Annotated in this window: 15 protein-coding genes; 11 read left to right on the forward strand and 4 right to left on the reverse strand. The window is 53.4% G+C overall.

Annotated elements, in window-relative coordinates:
* Window positions 1-24 precede the first annotated feature (24 nt).
* On the reverse strand, window positions 25-219 hold the full coding sequence (locus VXK30_RS05060; RefSeq protein WP_275712861.1) for a hypothetical protein: 195 nt from the start codon (window positions 217-219) through the stop codon (window positions 25-27).
* A gap of 211 nt (window positions 220-430) precedes the next feature.
* Between VXK30_RS05060 and VXK30_RS05065 the strand changes: the two genes are divergently transcribed.
* Window positions 431-1,765, forward strand: coding sequence for a DEAD/DEAH box helicase (locus tag VXK30_RS05065; protein ID WP_275712860.1), 1,335 nt, complete (start codon window positions 431-433; stop codon window positions 1,763-1,765).
* A gap of 81 nt (window positions 1,766-1,846) precedes the next feature.
* Here the strand turns inward: VXK30_RS05065 and VXK30_RS05070 are convergent, their stop codons facing one another.
* Window positions 1,847-2,170 (reverse strand): helix-turn-helix domain-containing protein, encoded by a 324-nt coding sequence (locus VXK30_RS05070; protein ID WP_275712859.1) that lies wholly within the window; start codon window positions 2,168-2,170, stop codon window positions 1,847-1,849.
* 243 nt (window positions 2,171-2,413) lie between these two features.
* Here VXK30_RS05070 and VXK30_RS05075 point away from each other — a divergent pair, with 243 nt between their 5' ends.
* A complete protein-coding gene (locus VXK30_RS05075; RefSeq protein ID WP_275712858.1) occupies window positions 2,414-5,299 on the forward strand; it encodes an Ig-like domain-containing protein in 2,886 nt (961 codons plus the stop codon).
* A gap of 86 nt (window positions 5,300-5,385) precedes the next feature.
* Here VXK30_RS05075 and VXK30_RS05080 read toward each other — a convergent pair whose 3' ends face one another.
* Together VXK30_RS05080 and VXK30_RS05085 are read right to left on the reverse strand one after the other, a co-directional pair.
* The gene (locus tag VXK30_RS05080) at window positions 5,386-5,607 is read right to left on the reverse strand and encodes a hypothetical protein (RefSeq protein WP_275712857.1); all 222 of its coding nucleotides are present in this window, start codon (window positions 5,605-5,607) and stop codon (window positions 5,386-5,388) included.
* Window positions 5,608-5,701: 94 nt separating this feature from the next.
* Complete coding sequence (locus tag VXK30_RS05085) at window positions 5,702-6,763, reverse strand: sporulation protein (RefSeq protein ID WP_275712856.1); 1,062 nt, start codon at window positions 6,761-6,763, stop codon at window positions 5,702-5,704.
* Window positions 6,764-6,869: 106 nt separating this feature from the next.
* Here VXK30_RS05085 and VXK30_RS05090 point away from each other — a divergent pair, with 106 nt between their 5' ends.
* The 9 genes from VXK30_RS05090 (at window position 6,870) to VXK30_RS05130 (ending at window position 13,372) form a co-directional block, all read left to right on the forward strand.
* Window positions 6,870-7,121 (forward strand): YabP/YqfC family sporulation protein, encoded by a 252-nt coding sequence (locus VXK30_RS05090; RefSeq protein ID WP_275712855.1) that lies wholly within the window; start codon window positions 6,870-6,872, stop codon window positions 7,119-7,121.
* Window positions 7,122-7,130: 9 nt separating this feature from the next.
* Entirely contained in the window at window positions 7,131-8,312 is a 1,182-nt protein-coding gene (locus tag VXK30_RS05095; protein WP_275712854.1) for a sporulation protein YqfD, read from the forward strand.
* A 113-nt stretch (window positions 8,313-8,425) separates the two neighbouring features.
* On the forward strand, window positions 8,426-9,385 hold the full coding sequence (locus VXK30_RS05100) for a PhoH family protein (protein ID WP_275712852.1): 960 nt from the start codon (window positions 8,426-8,428) through the stop codon (window positions 9,383-9,385).
* Between the two features lie 5 nt (window positions 9,386-9,390).
* Window positions 9,391-9,900 carry an rRNA maturation RNase YbeY gene (ybeY, locus tag VXK30_RS05105; RefSeq protein ID WP_038323234.1) on the forward strand — a complete coding sequence of 170 codons (510 nt, stop codon included), beginning with the start codon at window positions 9,391-9,393 and terminating at the stop codon, window positions 9,898-9,900.
* Between the two features lie 2 nt (window positions 9,901-9,902).
* Window positions 9,903-10,385 (forward strand): diacylglycerol kinase family protein, encoded by a 483-nt coding sequence (locus VXK30_RS05110; protein WP_275712850.1) that lies wholly within the window; start codon window positions 9,903-9,905, stop codon window positions 10,383-10,385.
* 12 nt (window positions 10,386-10,397) lie between these two features.
* Window positions 10,398-11,321 (forward strand): GTPase Era, encoded by a 924-nt coding sequence (gene era, locus VXK30_RS05115; RefSeq protein ID WP_275712848.1) that lies wholly within the window; start codon window positions 10,398-10,400, stop codon window positions 11,319-11,321.
* Between the two features lie 235 nt (window positions 11,322-11,556).
* Complete coding sequence (gene recO / locus VXK30_RS05120) at window positions 11,557-12,324, forward strand: DNA repair protein RecO (RefSeq protein WP_275712846.1); 768 nt, start codon at window positions 11,557-11,559, stop codon at window positions 12,322-12,324.
* Between the two features lie 71 nt (window positions 12,325-12,395).
* The gene (locus tag VXK30_RS05125) at window positions 12,396-13,040 is read left to right on the forward strand and encodes an AzlC family ABC transporter permease (RefSeq protein ID WP_442867950.1); all 645 of its coding nucleotides are present in this window, start codon (window positions 12,396-12,398) and stop codon (window positions 13,038-13,040) included.
* Window positions 13,037-13,372, forward strand: coding sequence for a branched-chain amino acid transporter permease (locus VXK30_RS05130; protein WP_275712842.1), 336 nt, complete (start codon window positions 13,037-13,039; stop codon window positions 13,370-13,372). Before VXK30_RS05125 ends, VXK30_RS05130 begins: the two co-directional genes overlap by 4 nt.
* The last annotated feature ends 106 nt before the right edge of the window (window positions 13,373-13,478 follow it).

Genomic DNA, 13,478 nt, shown 5'->3' on the forward strand with positions numbered 1-13,478 from the left:
TTACCTCCGCAAGTTATCGATATTTCACAGCGTTTGAACGAATTCCCTGATGCTTTCCAGTTCCCCAGTCAGCGGTACGCCGATCACCTTTGACAGGGCCTGGTTCAGCTCTTCGTACTGATCGCCGGTGGTGATCATCCGCTCGGACTGGTGTTCCTTCAGCAATGCAATCCGGCGGTCGAGTTCGTTGATTACCGCCTTTTTGATGTCTTTGCTCATGAAAGCACTTCCTTTCGCGGTTAGTATGTGTTTCCGGGACGGAGAGTATGCGCGCCGTTCCGGTATCGGACCCATGAAGGGAATGCATTCCGGGGATCATTAGACTATTGGGCAAAGTTGTGCTATAATTTTAAAAATTGAAAATATAGAACATGGTAGTGGAAAACAGAAAAGCGCCAGGTTATCTATAAATATGAAATTAGGAGTAAATATGGATTTTAAAGACCTTAACCTCAGTCACAGAATTTTGGATGCACTTGAAAAAGAAAACTATGCCGTACCGACGCCCATTCAGGAGCAGGCAATTCCGCTTGTGCTCGCCGGCAGGGACCTTCTCGGGTGCGCACAGACCGGCACCGGCAAAACGGCGGCTTTCGCGGTGCCGATTTTGCAGCTTTTAAGCGGCCGCCCGGCGGATCAAAAAGAGCCGCGGAAAATCCGTTCCCTGGTTCTGACTCCCACAAGGGAGCTTGCCCTTCAGATCTATGAGAGCTTTCGTTCCTACGGCCGCTACACCCGGCTGCATACCTGTGTGGTGTTCGGCGGCGTATCCCAGAAAATGCAGGTGGAGAAGCTGCGCCGCGGCGTGGATATTCTGGTTGCGACGCCCGGCAGGCTGAACGACCTGATGAATCAGGGATATATTCAGCTGAAAAATGTGGAAATCCTCGTTCTGGACGAAGCCGACCGCATGCTCGATATGGGCTTTATCGCGGACGTAAAAAAAATCATTGCCAAAATCCCGCAGAAGCGGCAGACGCTTCTGTTTTCGGCGACCATGCCCAAAGAGATCGAAGAAATGGTTGACACCCTGTTGACCAATCCGGCAAAGGTGGAAATTACGCCCCCGGCGACAACGGTCGACAGGATCGACCAATCCCTGTATTTTGTGGACAAGGATAATAAACGGAAGCTTCTGGTCTCCCTTCTGGAGGATGAGTCCATCCGCTCCGCGCTGGTGTTTACCAGAACGAAGCACGGCGCCGACAGGGTGGTAAGAGAGCTGGAAAAGGCCCATATCAACGCGCAGGCCATTCACGGGAACAAATCGCAGAATGCCCGCCAGACGGCGCTGAGCAGCTTTAAAAACGGCAGCATCCGCGTGCTTGTGGCCACGGATATCGCGGCGAGGGGGATCGATATTGAGGAATTGTCCTGCGTGTTCAACTACGATCTCCCCGAGATTCCCGAAACTTATGTGCACCGCATCGGCCGGACCGGCAGGGCGGGAATGAGCGGCACGGCCGTTTCCTTCTGCTGTATCGACGAAAAGCCGGACCTGCACAATATTCAGAAGCTGATCGGGAAAACCATTCCGGTGGTGCAGGACAATCCCTACCCCATGCTGATCACCACCCCGACCCCGAAGTCGGAGCTCCGCCGCCGCCGTACCATGGCGCCCGGCGCCGGACAGGGAAAGAGGGTCTCCGCCAAAAAAGAGGCAGCCGGAAAAAGCGGCTTTGCCGAAAGTGCGAAAGGCAAGCCGCCCGCCAAAAAATATACGGAGAAACCGAAATGGAAGAAAACGTATCCCCGCAAGGGATAGTGCTTGTCCGCTTCGGTTTCCACTCCGAAAAACGGCCCAAATTTCCGGGCCGGTCAGGAGGCAGGATTTTTCCTGCCTCCTTCATTTTTTGTGTTTCCGGTAAAAACACAGCATCTCAGCATATTCGCACACCCGCTGTTGGTCTGCGGGATGCATAGACCGTAACGTACCGGACAACGCGCTGAAACAGCCGCTTTCCGTCGGTACGCCCAAAAGATAGTCTGCCGAAACTTGGTAAAACACACAGATGTTCACCAGGGTTTCAAAGTCTGGATTACGTTTGCCCTGCTCATAATTGCCGTAAACAGACTGGGAAATCCCGAGTTTCTCGGCTACATCCGACTGTTTTAAATCCAAATCCGTTCGCAGTGCCTTTATTTTTGCTCCAAAAGACGCCTCCTTCAAATTCTACACCATCCTATATTTTGATAAACACATTATAAAATCAGAAAGGAATCGTCCTGCTATATCATGCAAAATGTTGATTTTTACACTTGAATACTGCAATTTGCAGTATTATAATGAAAATATGCTCAAAGGGAAATTCTGGCAGAAAATCAAAAAATCAAGGCAGGCGCATGTCGGAAAAAGGGGTGAGTGATTCTATTCAATAAATGCGTCAAAATAAAGTAAAGAAGGGATTAAACAATGAAGATTCAAAAAAGGGCGCTTTCCCTGGTTTTAGCGCTCAGCATGGCCGTTACGGCTTTTTCCGGTACCGCGGCGTTTGCAACGGAAGATTCCGGGGAACCGTATTTCACGGTGGGCAACGTCCCGGAAACCGTATTAACGGAAGAAAAGTTCGCAGAGGACGAAAATGGGCAAATTTCCTCTTTCAATCCGGAAGGCAGGACGCCTGTCTCTGTTAGCATCAAGAAGGGCGATTCGGATTTTACCAAAGTGAGAGTGATCGTTCAGTGCACTGATAAGGACGGGGAAGAAACCGATGACGTTCAGCTCATAGCAAAGGATACCGATGACTGTTGGTGGAACATTGCCAAGTCCGGATGGGGACCACCGGCAGGTTTCCAACTGGCTGATGCGACCACGGATGTGTATTTGGTAGCCAGCCAGCCCGGCGATTATACGGCAACCATTCAACTGGTTAACGTAACAGTTGATAATGAGGTACTGGCGGAGACAGAAGTGAGCGTGACCGCACCGGAGAGCGCGGTGTTCCCTGCTGAGGAAGACTGGGAAGGCCCGGCGGGGGATCCTGAGACGCCGCTGACCGCTAAAACGGAGCAATCTTTTGTTTTTCCGTTCAAAACAACGGGCGGTATCTACCTTTCCGAACTGCAGCTCGATATTTATCTGGGTGACAAGGCAGGCGAAGGACGCGATGCTGAAGGGAAAGCATACAATGAAGCGGTGCAGCTGAATCTTTTTGCGGATGCGTCGGTGTCCGCAAATTTCACGGTGGAGAGTTTAAATGAGCTGCTCGGACAGATTCCTGAGGACAAGGAAAACGAGAAAGAAAATACAATCAAGCTTCTGAAAGCCGCGGGCGCTGAGTTTAATGATCAGGGAACCGTTACCTCTGTCGAAGCGCTCGGGGAAAACATTGCTTATGAATATGATGAAGAAAGCGGCACAGGAACATGGACGATCAAGCTCGACACCACAAAGCTGGGTGAAAGCAAGATTGAGTTCCTCACCATGGTACGCGCCGGTGACGAAGCGGTGTGGGGCAATAACAACTATGTTTCGTACGGTGATGAAACCAAGGCGTATTGCTATACCATTACCGCACCGGAAGAACCCGACAAAACCATTGTTCGCTTTGCCGGCTCCGACAAAACACTAACACTTCCGAAGGGAACCGAGGAGCAGAAGATTCCTTTCTCAGATACGTTAACGGTCTACTATTCCGACAAAACACATGAAACCCTCAAAGACATCAAATGGGAATGCAAGGATGGATTTACACCGGATAAAGAAGGCAATTATCTCTTTACGCCGGTGCTCGACGGTTATAAAGTGGAAGACGGAATACACATTCCGACTGTTACAGTCTCCATTTATTCACAGGAAGTCAAACCGGTAACAGGAATATATGGACTGCCCACCCGGATCACTTATTGGGGTGCGCTGCCCGCCACACGCCAGTTGAGTGTGAAGTTTAGGCCTTCCGATGCCACAAACAAAAAAGTGACATGGGAAAGTTCCGATTCTGCGGTTGCCACGATTGACGAAAACGGTCTGATGACCTATCAACAACTTGGAAAGACAACGATCACCGTCACCACTGAGGATGGCGGGTATACTGCTTCCTGCGCGGTAACCGTCCAGAGTCAGCAAGAGCATGATGAAGAACAGGCAAAGTATGACGAGGATGTTAAGAAAGCGGCAGATGCTGTTAAAGCGCTTCCGAAAGCCTCCGAAGCAGATGTTAACGATTCGGATACGTCGGCGGCCATCAAAGACGCGGTGTCCAACGTTCAGGGTTACGGCGAGGACGTTACGAAAAAACTGGACGCCGCCGCAATCGATAACCTTGAATCCCTGCTTGCGAAGCTGACGGACGGCGTTGTCACAAAGACGGTATCTGTGAACAGTGGAAGCATTAAGGACAGCGGCAAAAAAATAACAGAGCAGCCGTCCGTATCCGGGCTTTTGCTCGCTTCCGGAATCACGGGAGATGAGGACGATGCCCAGGTCACATTGGAAATGAATCAGGTTATTCCCACGGCGGAGAACGCGCTTCTCGCGTTTAATCTGAACCTCTCCGTTGACGGAGATGAAACGCACGAGCTTTTCATCCCTGTAACGGTTACGTTCAAGCTTCCCGCTTCCTTTGTCTATGACCCATCCAAAACCTACCAAATCCAGCACATGATCGACGAGGACGAGGATGAGACGGAAATGCTGCCCCTTACCTTCAGTCCGGACTACAAGTCCGCCTCCTTTACGACGTCCTCTTTCTCAGCCTTTACCTTAATTTCAACTCCTAAAAATTCAGATTCGGACTCTGATTCGGACCATCATCATTCCAGCTCCGGTTCCAACTCCGATACTCCCGCGACTCCATCCGCTCCGAGCTTTCTCAGCGACACGACGATGGATTTCAGCGTGAACGGCGCCTATCAGTTCAAGATCACCAGTACGAACGGCGCGGTTCCGTCCCTTGTCGTCGGTACGGCCGGTGTATTTGAAACACAGCTGGTCAGCATTTCCGGCAGCGATTATTACTTCAAGCTGACGGCTGTCGGCAAACCCGGCGATCAGGCTGGCGTTTATGTGAATGGGGTCAAGCTGCTGGTTGCCACAGTGGGGGCCGCGGCTTCCTCTGTAAAGTGCGATACCACAAAGCCGATTCAGGTTTCCCGGGGAAAAACGTATGTTTTCAAACTGACGGCTGATGAAAAACCGGCCTTTGTTTCGGGAAATTCTCAGGTGTTTCAGGTGAAATTTGTAAAGCAATCCGGCAAGGATTATTTCTATCAGGTCACGGCAGTCGGTAAATCCGGGCAGGCGGCGGGGTTCTATATCAATTCCGACAAAGCGCCCGTTACGGTCGCCACTGTCGCTTAATCCGTTCCAATCGGTTCCCGAAAGTGTAAAAAAAGAAAGCCGGCGTCTGACATGGCGCCGGCTTTCCGTATGTATCGGGCTTTTTCCTACAGCTTGAATTCCTCCGCGCTGTGCGGTTTGAGCGCAGGCATGCTCACAGGGGTGCGCTTTAAGGGGTCGTAGACAAAACGGCTGCAGCCGCCGTCGGGGTCGAGGTATCTTCCGAGCCTGCACACGCTTGCGCCGTCGAAATCGGAGCCGTTTGCACAGTGCCTGCAGTCCGTCTCTATGTGATTGCCGAAAAGCTTTGCTTTCTTTTTCCCAAACATTTTGATTCTCCTATAGGATTTCCCGCCCGCCGTAAGCGGGAGATTTTTTTATTCCTGCATTTTCCATGAAAAATTTGGCAATATTATTATAACATTATTCTTCCTCCATTTCCAGCTTTTCGCGCGGCAGGCTGAAAATCAGCGCCGCGCAGAGCGCAATCAGCGCGGCGGCGGCGGGAACGGAGCCGGAAAAGTTACCCGCGAGCTGCTGGGACGTTGTGCTGAACACTTCCACATCCTCCGGAAAGATGCACAGCAGAGCCCAGGTGAGCGCCGCGGCGGTAATGCCGTGGAGCAGGCGGAACAGCATAAAACGGGGCAGGTTCACACGGATATTGGAAACGGCGGACAGAACCTGGAAATGGACGCAGATGCCGCCCCAGCCGATTGCGAGCGAAACCGCCCACAGCGGCGCCCGGAGCTTCGCCAGGTCGGAGCAGCCGCCCGTTACCTCCAGCAGGGCCGAAAGCGCCGCGGCGGCGCGCGGCCCCGCCGCCCACTGGCGCAGCAGATTCAGGAAAGCCGCGAACAGGATGACAAAGCAGCACATGTTGATCATGGCGCGCGCCGCGTCCGCGGCGGACAGAATCAGGGCGTCCGCCGCCCGGCCCCTGACGCGCTTTTTCCCCGCCCGGGGTGCGGGAGCTTCGTTTTCCGCGCCGATGCCGCACACCAGCGCCAGAATCAGGGAGGCGGCAAGCTGTGAAATCAGCAGAATGACCCCTGAGCGCTCGTCGTGCAGGAATCCGGCTCCAACGGCGGTAATCACGAACGCGGGGCCGGAATTGACGCAGAAGCAGAGCATGCGCGAAGCCTGCTTTTCGCTGACGGAGCCGTTTTCATAAAGCGCCGCGATGCCGCGCGCCCCGGTCGGGTATCCGCCGACCGCGCTCATCAGAATGGTCGCGGCACAACTGCCCGGCAGCTTCAGAACGGTGCGGCACGGAACCTCAAACACCCGTCCGATTTTTTCCGACAGCCCGCTTTTGACCACAAAAACGGAAAGCACCATAAACGGATACAGCGAGGGAACAAGAATCTGCAGGCAGTATCCGATTCCGTTTTTAGCACCCGCCGCCGCCGCCGCAGGAAAAATCAGCAGCGCGCAGGCGGCCAGAAATGTCGCAGTCAGCAGCAGGCCCTGTTTTATTCTCATGACGATCCACCCTTTCATCATTTTATATATATGTCGCCTCGCGGATATTTACGCCGCCCGCCGCATAGGCTTTACAGGATAAATTCGATGTAGGGCGGGGATTCAATTGGAGAAAAAAATCAATATCCGCAAGCTGACGTCAACGATGCAGATGCCCACTCATATGGAGATAAACGGAAATCAGGAAGTGATTGTCGACGGCTGCAGCGGCGTGCTGGAATACGGCACCGAAGCGGTCAGGATCAAGACGGGAAAACTGATTGTGCGCTTCACGGGGCGCGGCCTGGTCATCAAATGCCTGACGGCGGATTCCCTGGTGGTAACGGGATTCCTGACCGGAATAGAGTTTCTTGTGTGAGGTGGCGGGATGATTTCTTTACATTTGACGCGCTGGCTCCTCGGCTACGCCCGGTTTGCCGTTGTCGGCGGCAGCAAGGAACGCTTTCTGAACAACTGTGCCCGCGCCGGGATCTATCTTTGGGATATCGCGGCGGGAAAAGAGGGAGGAGCCTGTGTTGCCGTAAAAAACTACCGCGCGCTGCGGCCCTGCGCGCGAAAAGCGAACGCAAAGCTGAAAGTCCGCGAGCGGCACGGCTTTCCGTTCGCTACGAAGGGAATCCGCAGGCGCAGGGGGATTCTGGCGGGCGCCGTTCTGTTTATGGTGATCGTCCATCTGCTGTCGCTCCATGTCTGGAGCATCGAGGTAAAAGGGAACACCTCCATCCCGACCGAACAGATCGAGGCGGAGCTGGCGCGCCTGGGCGTCACGTCCGGCACGCTGAAATCAAACGTACAGCCCCAGCTGCTGCAGCAGAAGCTCATGCTGAAATTTCCCCGGATCGGGTGGCTCTCGGTCAACACCAGAGGATGCTCCGCGGAGGTCCGTCTGGAGGAAAAGGTCGACCGGCCGCTGATTGTCGGCGACAAGCGCGAAACGATCTGCAATATCAAGGCGGCCCGTACGGGCCAGATCCTTTCCATGGACGTTTATACCGGCACCGCGCAGGTCAGCGAGGGCGATGCCGTTGTGGAGGGGCAGCTGCTGATCAGCTGTGTTGTCGAGGATAACCTCGGCTACTCCACACTCAGGCACGCTGCGGGGAAAATCATTGCCGAAACCTCCCGCACCCTTTCGACCGAAGTCGATTTAAAGCGCAGCGAGGTGAGGCCAACGGGGAAAACGCTTACGCGCAGATGCCTGTGCCTTTTCGGCGCGCGCGTGCCGCTCACCTTTGCGGGAAAGCCGCGGGGAAACTACCGGACACAGGGCGTCCGTACCGACCTGAAGCTGATGAATTCCGTTTTGCCCCTGGGTTTTTACGAGGAGAAATGGACGGAGGAAAGAACGGAAACTATCACGCTGACAAAAGAGCAGGCGCTTGCCGAGGCGAAGAAGCAGATGGAACAGAAAAAGAAGGAGGAACTGAAGGACGCGAAGATCGTTTCCGCCAGCGAGGACGCCAGATTTACCGATTCCGGGCTGATTTACACAATCCAAGCAAAATGTGAGGAAAATATTGCCCGGGAATCGGAAATATTAATAAAATAATGATATTTTTGTCATGAATCATGGTGACTTAATAGGCTTACTGTGTTATAATGAACCTAATTTATCTGAGGGAAGGTTTTCCACCGCTGGGCAAATCTTCAAAAGGAGATAGAATGTTTGAACAAAGGATCAATATTGACCGCATGGAACAGGCGGTCGCTCTTTTCGGCAACTTTGATGAAAATATCAGGCTGATCGAAAAAGAGTACCATGTGGGCATTGTCGGACGCGGAAGTGAAATCAAGGTTTCCGGCGATCCGGAAGACGTCGCGCCGGCCGTCCGCGCAATCGACAGCCTGCTGTCCCTCGTCAACCGGGGAGAGGCTTTAAGCGAACAGAACGTCCGCTACTGTATTTCCCTTGTAAATGAAGGCAGCGAAGATAAAATTGAAACACTTGCAGGGGACTGCATTTGTATAACGTCCAAAGGGAAGCCGGTCAAGGCAAAAACACTCGGGCAGAAAAAGTACTGTACGTCGATTAAAAACCACACGATCACCATCGGGGTCGGCCCCGCGGGAACCGGAAAGACCTATTTGGCCGTGGCCCTTGCCGTTACGGCGTTCCGCGCGCAGGAGGTCAACCGCATTATTCTGACCCGTCCCGCCGTGGAGGCGGGGGAAAAGCTGGGCTTTCTTCCGGGCGACCTGCAGCAGAAGGTGGACCCGTACCTGCGCCCGCTGTACGACGCGCTGTTCGATATGCTGGGCGCGGAAACGTACCAGAAGTATGTGGAGCGCGGCAATATTGAAGTAGCCCCGCTGGCGTATATGCGCGGCAGAACGCTTGACGACAGCTTTATTATTCTGGACGAGGCGCAGAACACGACCCCCGAGCAGATGAAGATGTTTCTCACCCGTTTGGGATTCAATTCCAAAATGGTGATCACCGGGGATATTACCCAGATAGACCTTCCGGACGGGCGCAGGTCCGGCCTGAAGGACGTCATGAAAATCCTGCGCGACATTGACGATATCGCACAGGTACGGTTCAATGAAAAAGATGTCGTTCGCCATAAACTGGTGCAGGACATTATCAAAGCATATGAGAAAAACGAGGAGGCCGGGCATTAAAGACCATGGAAAAAGTGAGAGTTATCATTGAAAATAAGCAGAAAGAGGTTAAAATTCCTACGGGTTTGCGCATGCTGGTTCGGCGCTGCTGCAACGCTGTGCTGCGTATGGAAAAATTCGGATCGCCCGCAGAAATCAGCGTCACCTTTGTAAATAACGAGCAGATTCATGAATTGAACAGGCAGTACCGCGGAAAGGACGTCCCGACCGATGTGCTTTCCTTCCCCATGGGGGAAAACGGCGTGTACGACATCAACCATTCCACCGGTGCGAAAATTCTGGGCGACATCGTCATTTCCATGGAAAAGGCGGTGGAACAGGCGGAACGCTACGGCCACAGCCTTGAGCGCGAGGTGGGCTACCTTTCCGTGCACTCCATGCTGCATCTGCTTGGATACGACCATGAAAACGGCGGAATCCAGCGGGTCCATATGCGTGAGAAGGAAGAGCTGGTCATGACCCAGCTGGGCCTTCCCAGCACAAGCAGCTATGTATTGGACGAGGATGAGGAATAAGCTTGCGGTTTTTTAAAAGCTTTCGGTATGCTTTTCGCGGAATCATCTACTGCATCAATAATGAACGGAATATGCGGATACATACGGTGGCTGCACTGTATGTATTTGTCTTTTCGTTCTTTTTTGAAATGTCACGGACAAGCTATGCCGCCGTTATGATTGTAACCGCCATGGTGATGACCGCCGAACTGTTCAACACCGTCGCGGAGGAGCTCTGCGACCTGACGGCGGCGAGCTTTCACCCCGTGGTGCGCATTATCAAGGATATGGCGGCGGGCGCGGTTCTGGTCTGTGCCGTTTTCGCGGCTGCGGTGGGCGTGTGCGTTTTCTGGCAGCCCGAGGCCTTCGGAAGGATCCTCCGGTATTTTGCCTCCAGCCCGCCCATGCTTTTGCTGCTTGCTGCGGTGACGGCGGCAAGCATTGTTTATATCGTTATGGGACCCACCGGCATCCGCGATTATATCAGAAAAAAACGAGAGAAATAAGGAGAAGAGTCCATGGTGGATCAGAAACAGGAGAAATCCGCTTTTATTGCGATAGTAGGCCGCCCGAATGTGGGAAAATCGTCCCTTTTGAACGCGATGATCGGACAGAAGGTCGCTATCGTTTCCAATAAACCGCAGACGACGCGCACCCGTATCATGGGCGTTCTGACCAGGGGGGAATACCAGCTGGTCTTTATTGATACGCCCGGTCTTTTGAAACCGCATAATCAGCTTGGGGAGTACATGGTGCGCTCCGTCACGGAGTCCGTTTCCGGGGTGGACGCCTGCCTTCTGGTAGTGGAAGCGGGCAAAAAAATCTCGCCGGCGGACCAGGAACTGATCGAACGGTTCAAGTCGATCGAAATCCCGGCGGTGCTGGCGATCAACAAAATCGACCTGCTGCAGGACAAGAGCGTTTTGATGGCGCAGATCTCCGAACTGTCCGCGCTTTACGACTTCGAGGCCGTGGTCCCCGTTTCGGCGATGGACGGCAACGGGGTGGGGGACCTTACCGGCGAGCTGGAAAAGCTTGCGATGCCAGGCGGGCATTTTTTTGAGGAGGATACGCTGACCGACCAGCCCGAGCGCGTGCTGGCCGCGGAAATCATCCGGGAAAAGCTGCTGCGCCTGTGCAGCAAAGAGGTCCCGCACGGCATTGCCGTTCTGGTGGAAAGCATGCACGAGCGCGGGGACAAAAGCGGCATCACCGATATGGAGGCTACGGTTTTCTGCGAAAAGGAAAGCCATAAGGGAATTATCATCGGCAGGGACGGGGCGATGCTGAAAAAAGTCGGCACGCTGGCCCGTGCCGATATGGAACGTTTTTTTGACTGTAAAATCAATCTGAAGCTCTGGGTAAAGGTAAAAGAGGACTGGCGCAACCGCACCGCGGTTCTGCGCAGCCTTGGGTTTGACAGCAATTCCTTCAACGGTTAGACAAAGCACATTTTTGCAGTGAAATTTGTCTGATTATGGGTTTAATTCATTTATTTACCGCTCATATAAGCTGAATTAAGGCAAATACTTAAATCAGAAAATGAAAAGGGAGCGGAAAATATGGATGAACAAACAGCTTGGAATTGTTTTCAACATACCGGAAATATCAGCGATTATCTGATCTACAGCCAATGCAAACACAGTAATGAAGAAAGGCAGATGCGGGAGGGCGCGGATGCAGATAGAGACCAAAGGCCTGATCATCAGGGAGAATTCCGTGGGTGAAAGCGACCGCCTTGTCACCGTACTTACAAGCGGGGAAGGGGTTGTGCGCGCTTTTGCGCAGCAGGCTAAAAAGTTAAAAAACAGCAAACTTTCCGCGACGCAGCTTTTCAGTTATTCCCGCCTTACGATTTTCAAGGGGCGGGATAAATACATAATTGACGACGCGCAGCCCATTGAAGTTTTTTTTGACCTTCGCAGGGATATTGAGCGTCTTTCCCTTGCCCAATATTTTTGTGAGCTGGCGGGTGCGCTGGCGCCGCAGGAAGCCGAGGCCGGGGATTTTTTGCGTTTAATGCTCAATTCCCTTCACTTTCTGTGCAAGGGCTTAAGGCCGAACGCACAGATCAAGGCGATCGTGGAAATGAAAATGCTCTCGCTCGCAGGGTATATGCCCAATCTGATCTGCTGTTCCGGCTGTACGTGCTATGAGGCGGAGGAGATGTTCTTCCTTCCCCGCAAGGGACTGATTGATTGCAGGGACTGCTTTGCGGATTCTGCGGAACCCGCCGTCCGGCTGAGCCGCGGCGCGCTGACCGGCCTGCGGCATATTATTTACGCCGATTTTGAGAAGCTTTTTTCCTTCAGCCTGTCGAAGCAGGGGCTGAAGGAGCTTTCCGCGGCGAGCGAGCAGTATGTTTTATCCACCTTGGAGCGCAGCTTCAATACGCTGGAATTTTACAGACAGATGAAAACAGAGGACGAATCAACGAACGGTTAGAATGATTGGGGGAAAACTTTTTGAAGCATAAAAACGCGCTGCGCGCGGCTTTTCCGCACACCATTCCGGTGATGCTCGGTTATCTTTTCTTAGGCGCCGCCTTCGGAATCCTGCTGAACAGCAAAGGATACGGCTGGGGCTGGGCGGTGCTGATGAGCGTGTTTATCTACGCGGGCTCCATGCAGTTTGTGGCAATCGGACTTTTGTCCGGCCCGTTTCTGCCGCTGCAGGCGGCGCTGATGACCCTGATGGTCAACGCCCGACATACCTTTTACGGAATTCCCATGCTGGAGAGGTTCAGGAGCATGGGAAAGAAAAAGCCTTACATGATTTTTTCGCTGACGGATGAAACCTTTTCCCTGCTGTGCAGCGCCCGCGCGCCGGAAGGCGTCGACGAGAACCGGTTTCTGTTCTGGGTTTCCCTTCTGGACCAGCTTTACTGGGTCGCCGGTGCGGCGGCGGGCGGCCTGATCGGCTCTCTGGTCTCCTTCAATACAAAGGGCATTGATTTTGTAATGACGGCGCTTTTTACGGTTATCTTTGTGGATCAGTGGGAAAATAACAGGAACCATTTTCCCGCCGTTGTCGGGCTGGGCGGTTCCGTTTTGTGCCTTGCCGTGTTCGGGCCGGGGAATTTTATCCTGCCCTCCATGGCGCTGATCGCTGCCGTCCTCAGCCTTTTCGGGAAAGCCGCTGAAAGGGAGGAAACCGTATGACGCTGACATCCGGTCAGGCTCTGATCCTGATTTTCGTGATCGCGCTGATCACGCTGTTTACCCGCGCCCTGCCGTTTCTCCTGTTCCCGCAGGGGAGGGAGACGCCGGCGTTTGTCCGCTATCTGGGCAGTGTGCTTCCCTGCGCGGTGATGGGGATGCTGATCGTCTACTGTCTGAAGGGGATCTCCGTTTTTGCGGCGCCGTTCGGCGCACCGGAGCTGATTTCCGTGGCGGCGGTGGTCTTTCTGCACAAATGGAAACATAATACGCTTTTGAGCATCGGGGGAGGAACGCTCCTTTACATGTTTTTCACTCAGTTTATTTTTGTGTAGCAAAACCGCCGGCGATGCCGGTGAGACCAGAGCGCTTTCTCTTCGAGTGTTTTCCCCCACCCCTGCCCCCTCCCCTTTTTATAAAAGCGCAAATAGGCAGTTTTCC

The sequence above is a fragment of the Caproiciproducens sp. CPB-2 genome (assembly GCF_036287215.1).
In the GTDB taxonomy this organism is placed as follows: Bacteria; Bacillota; Clostridia; order Oscillospirales; family Acutalibacteraceae; genus Caproiciproducens.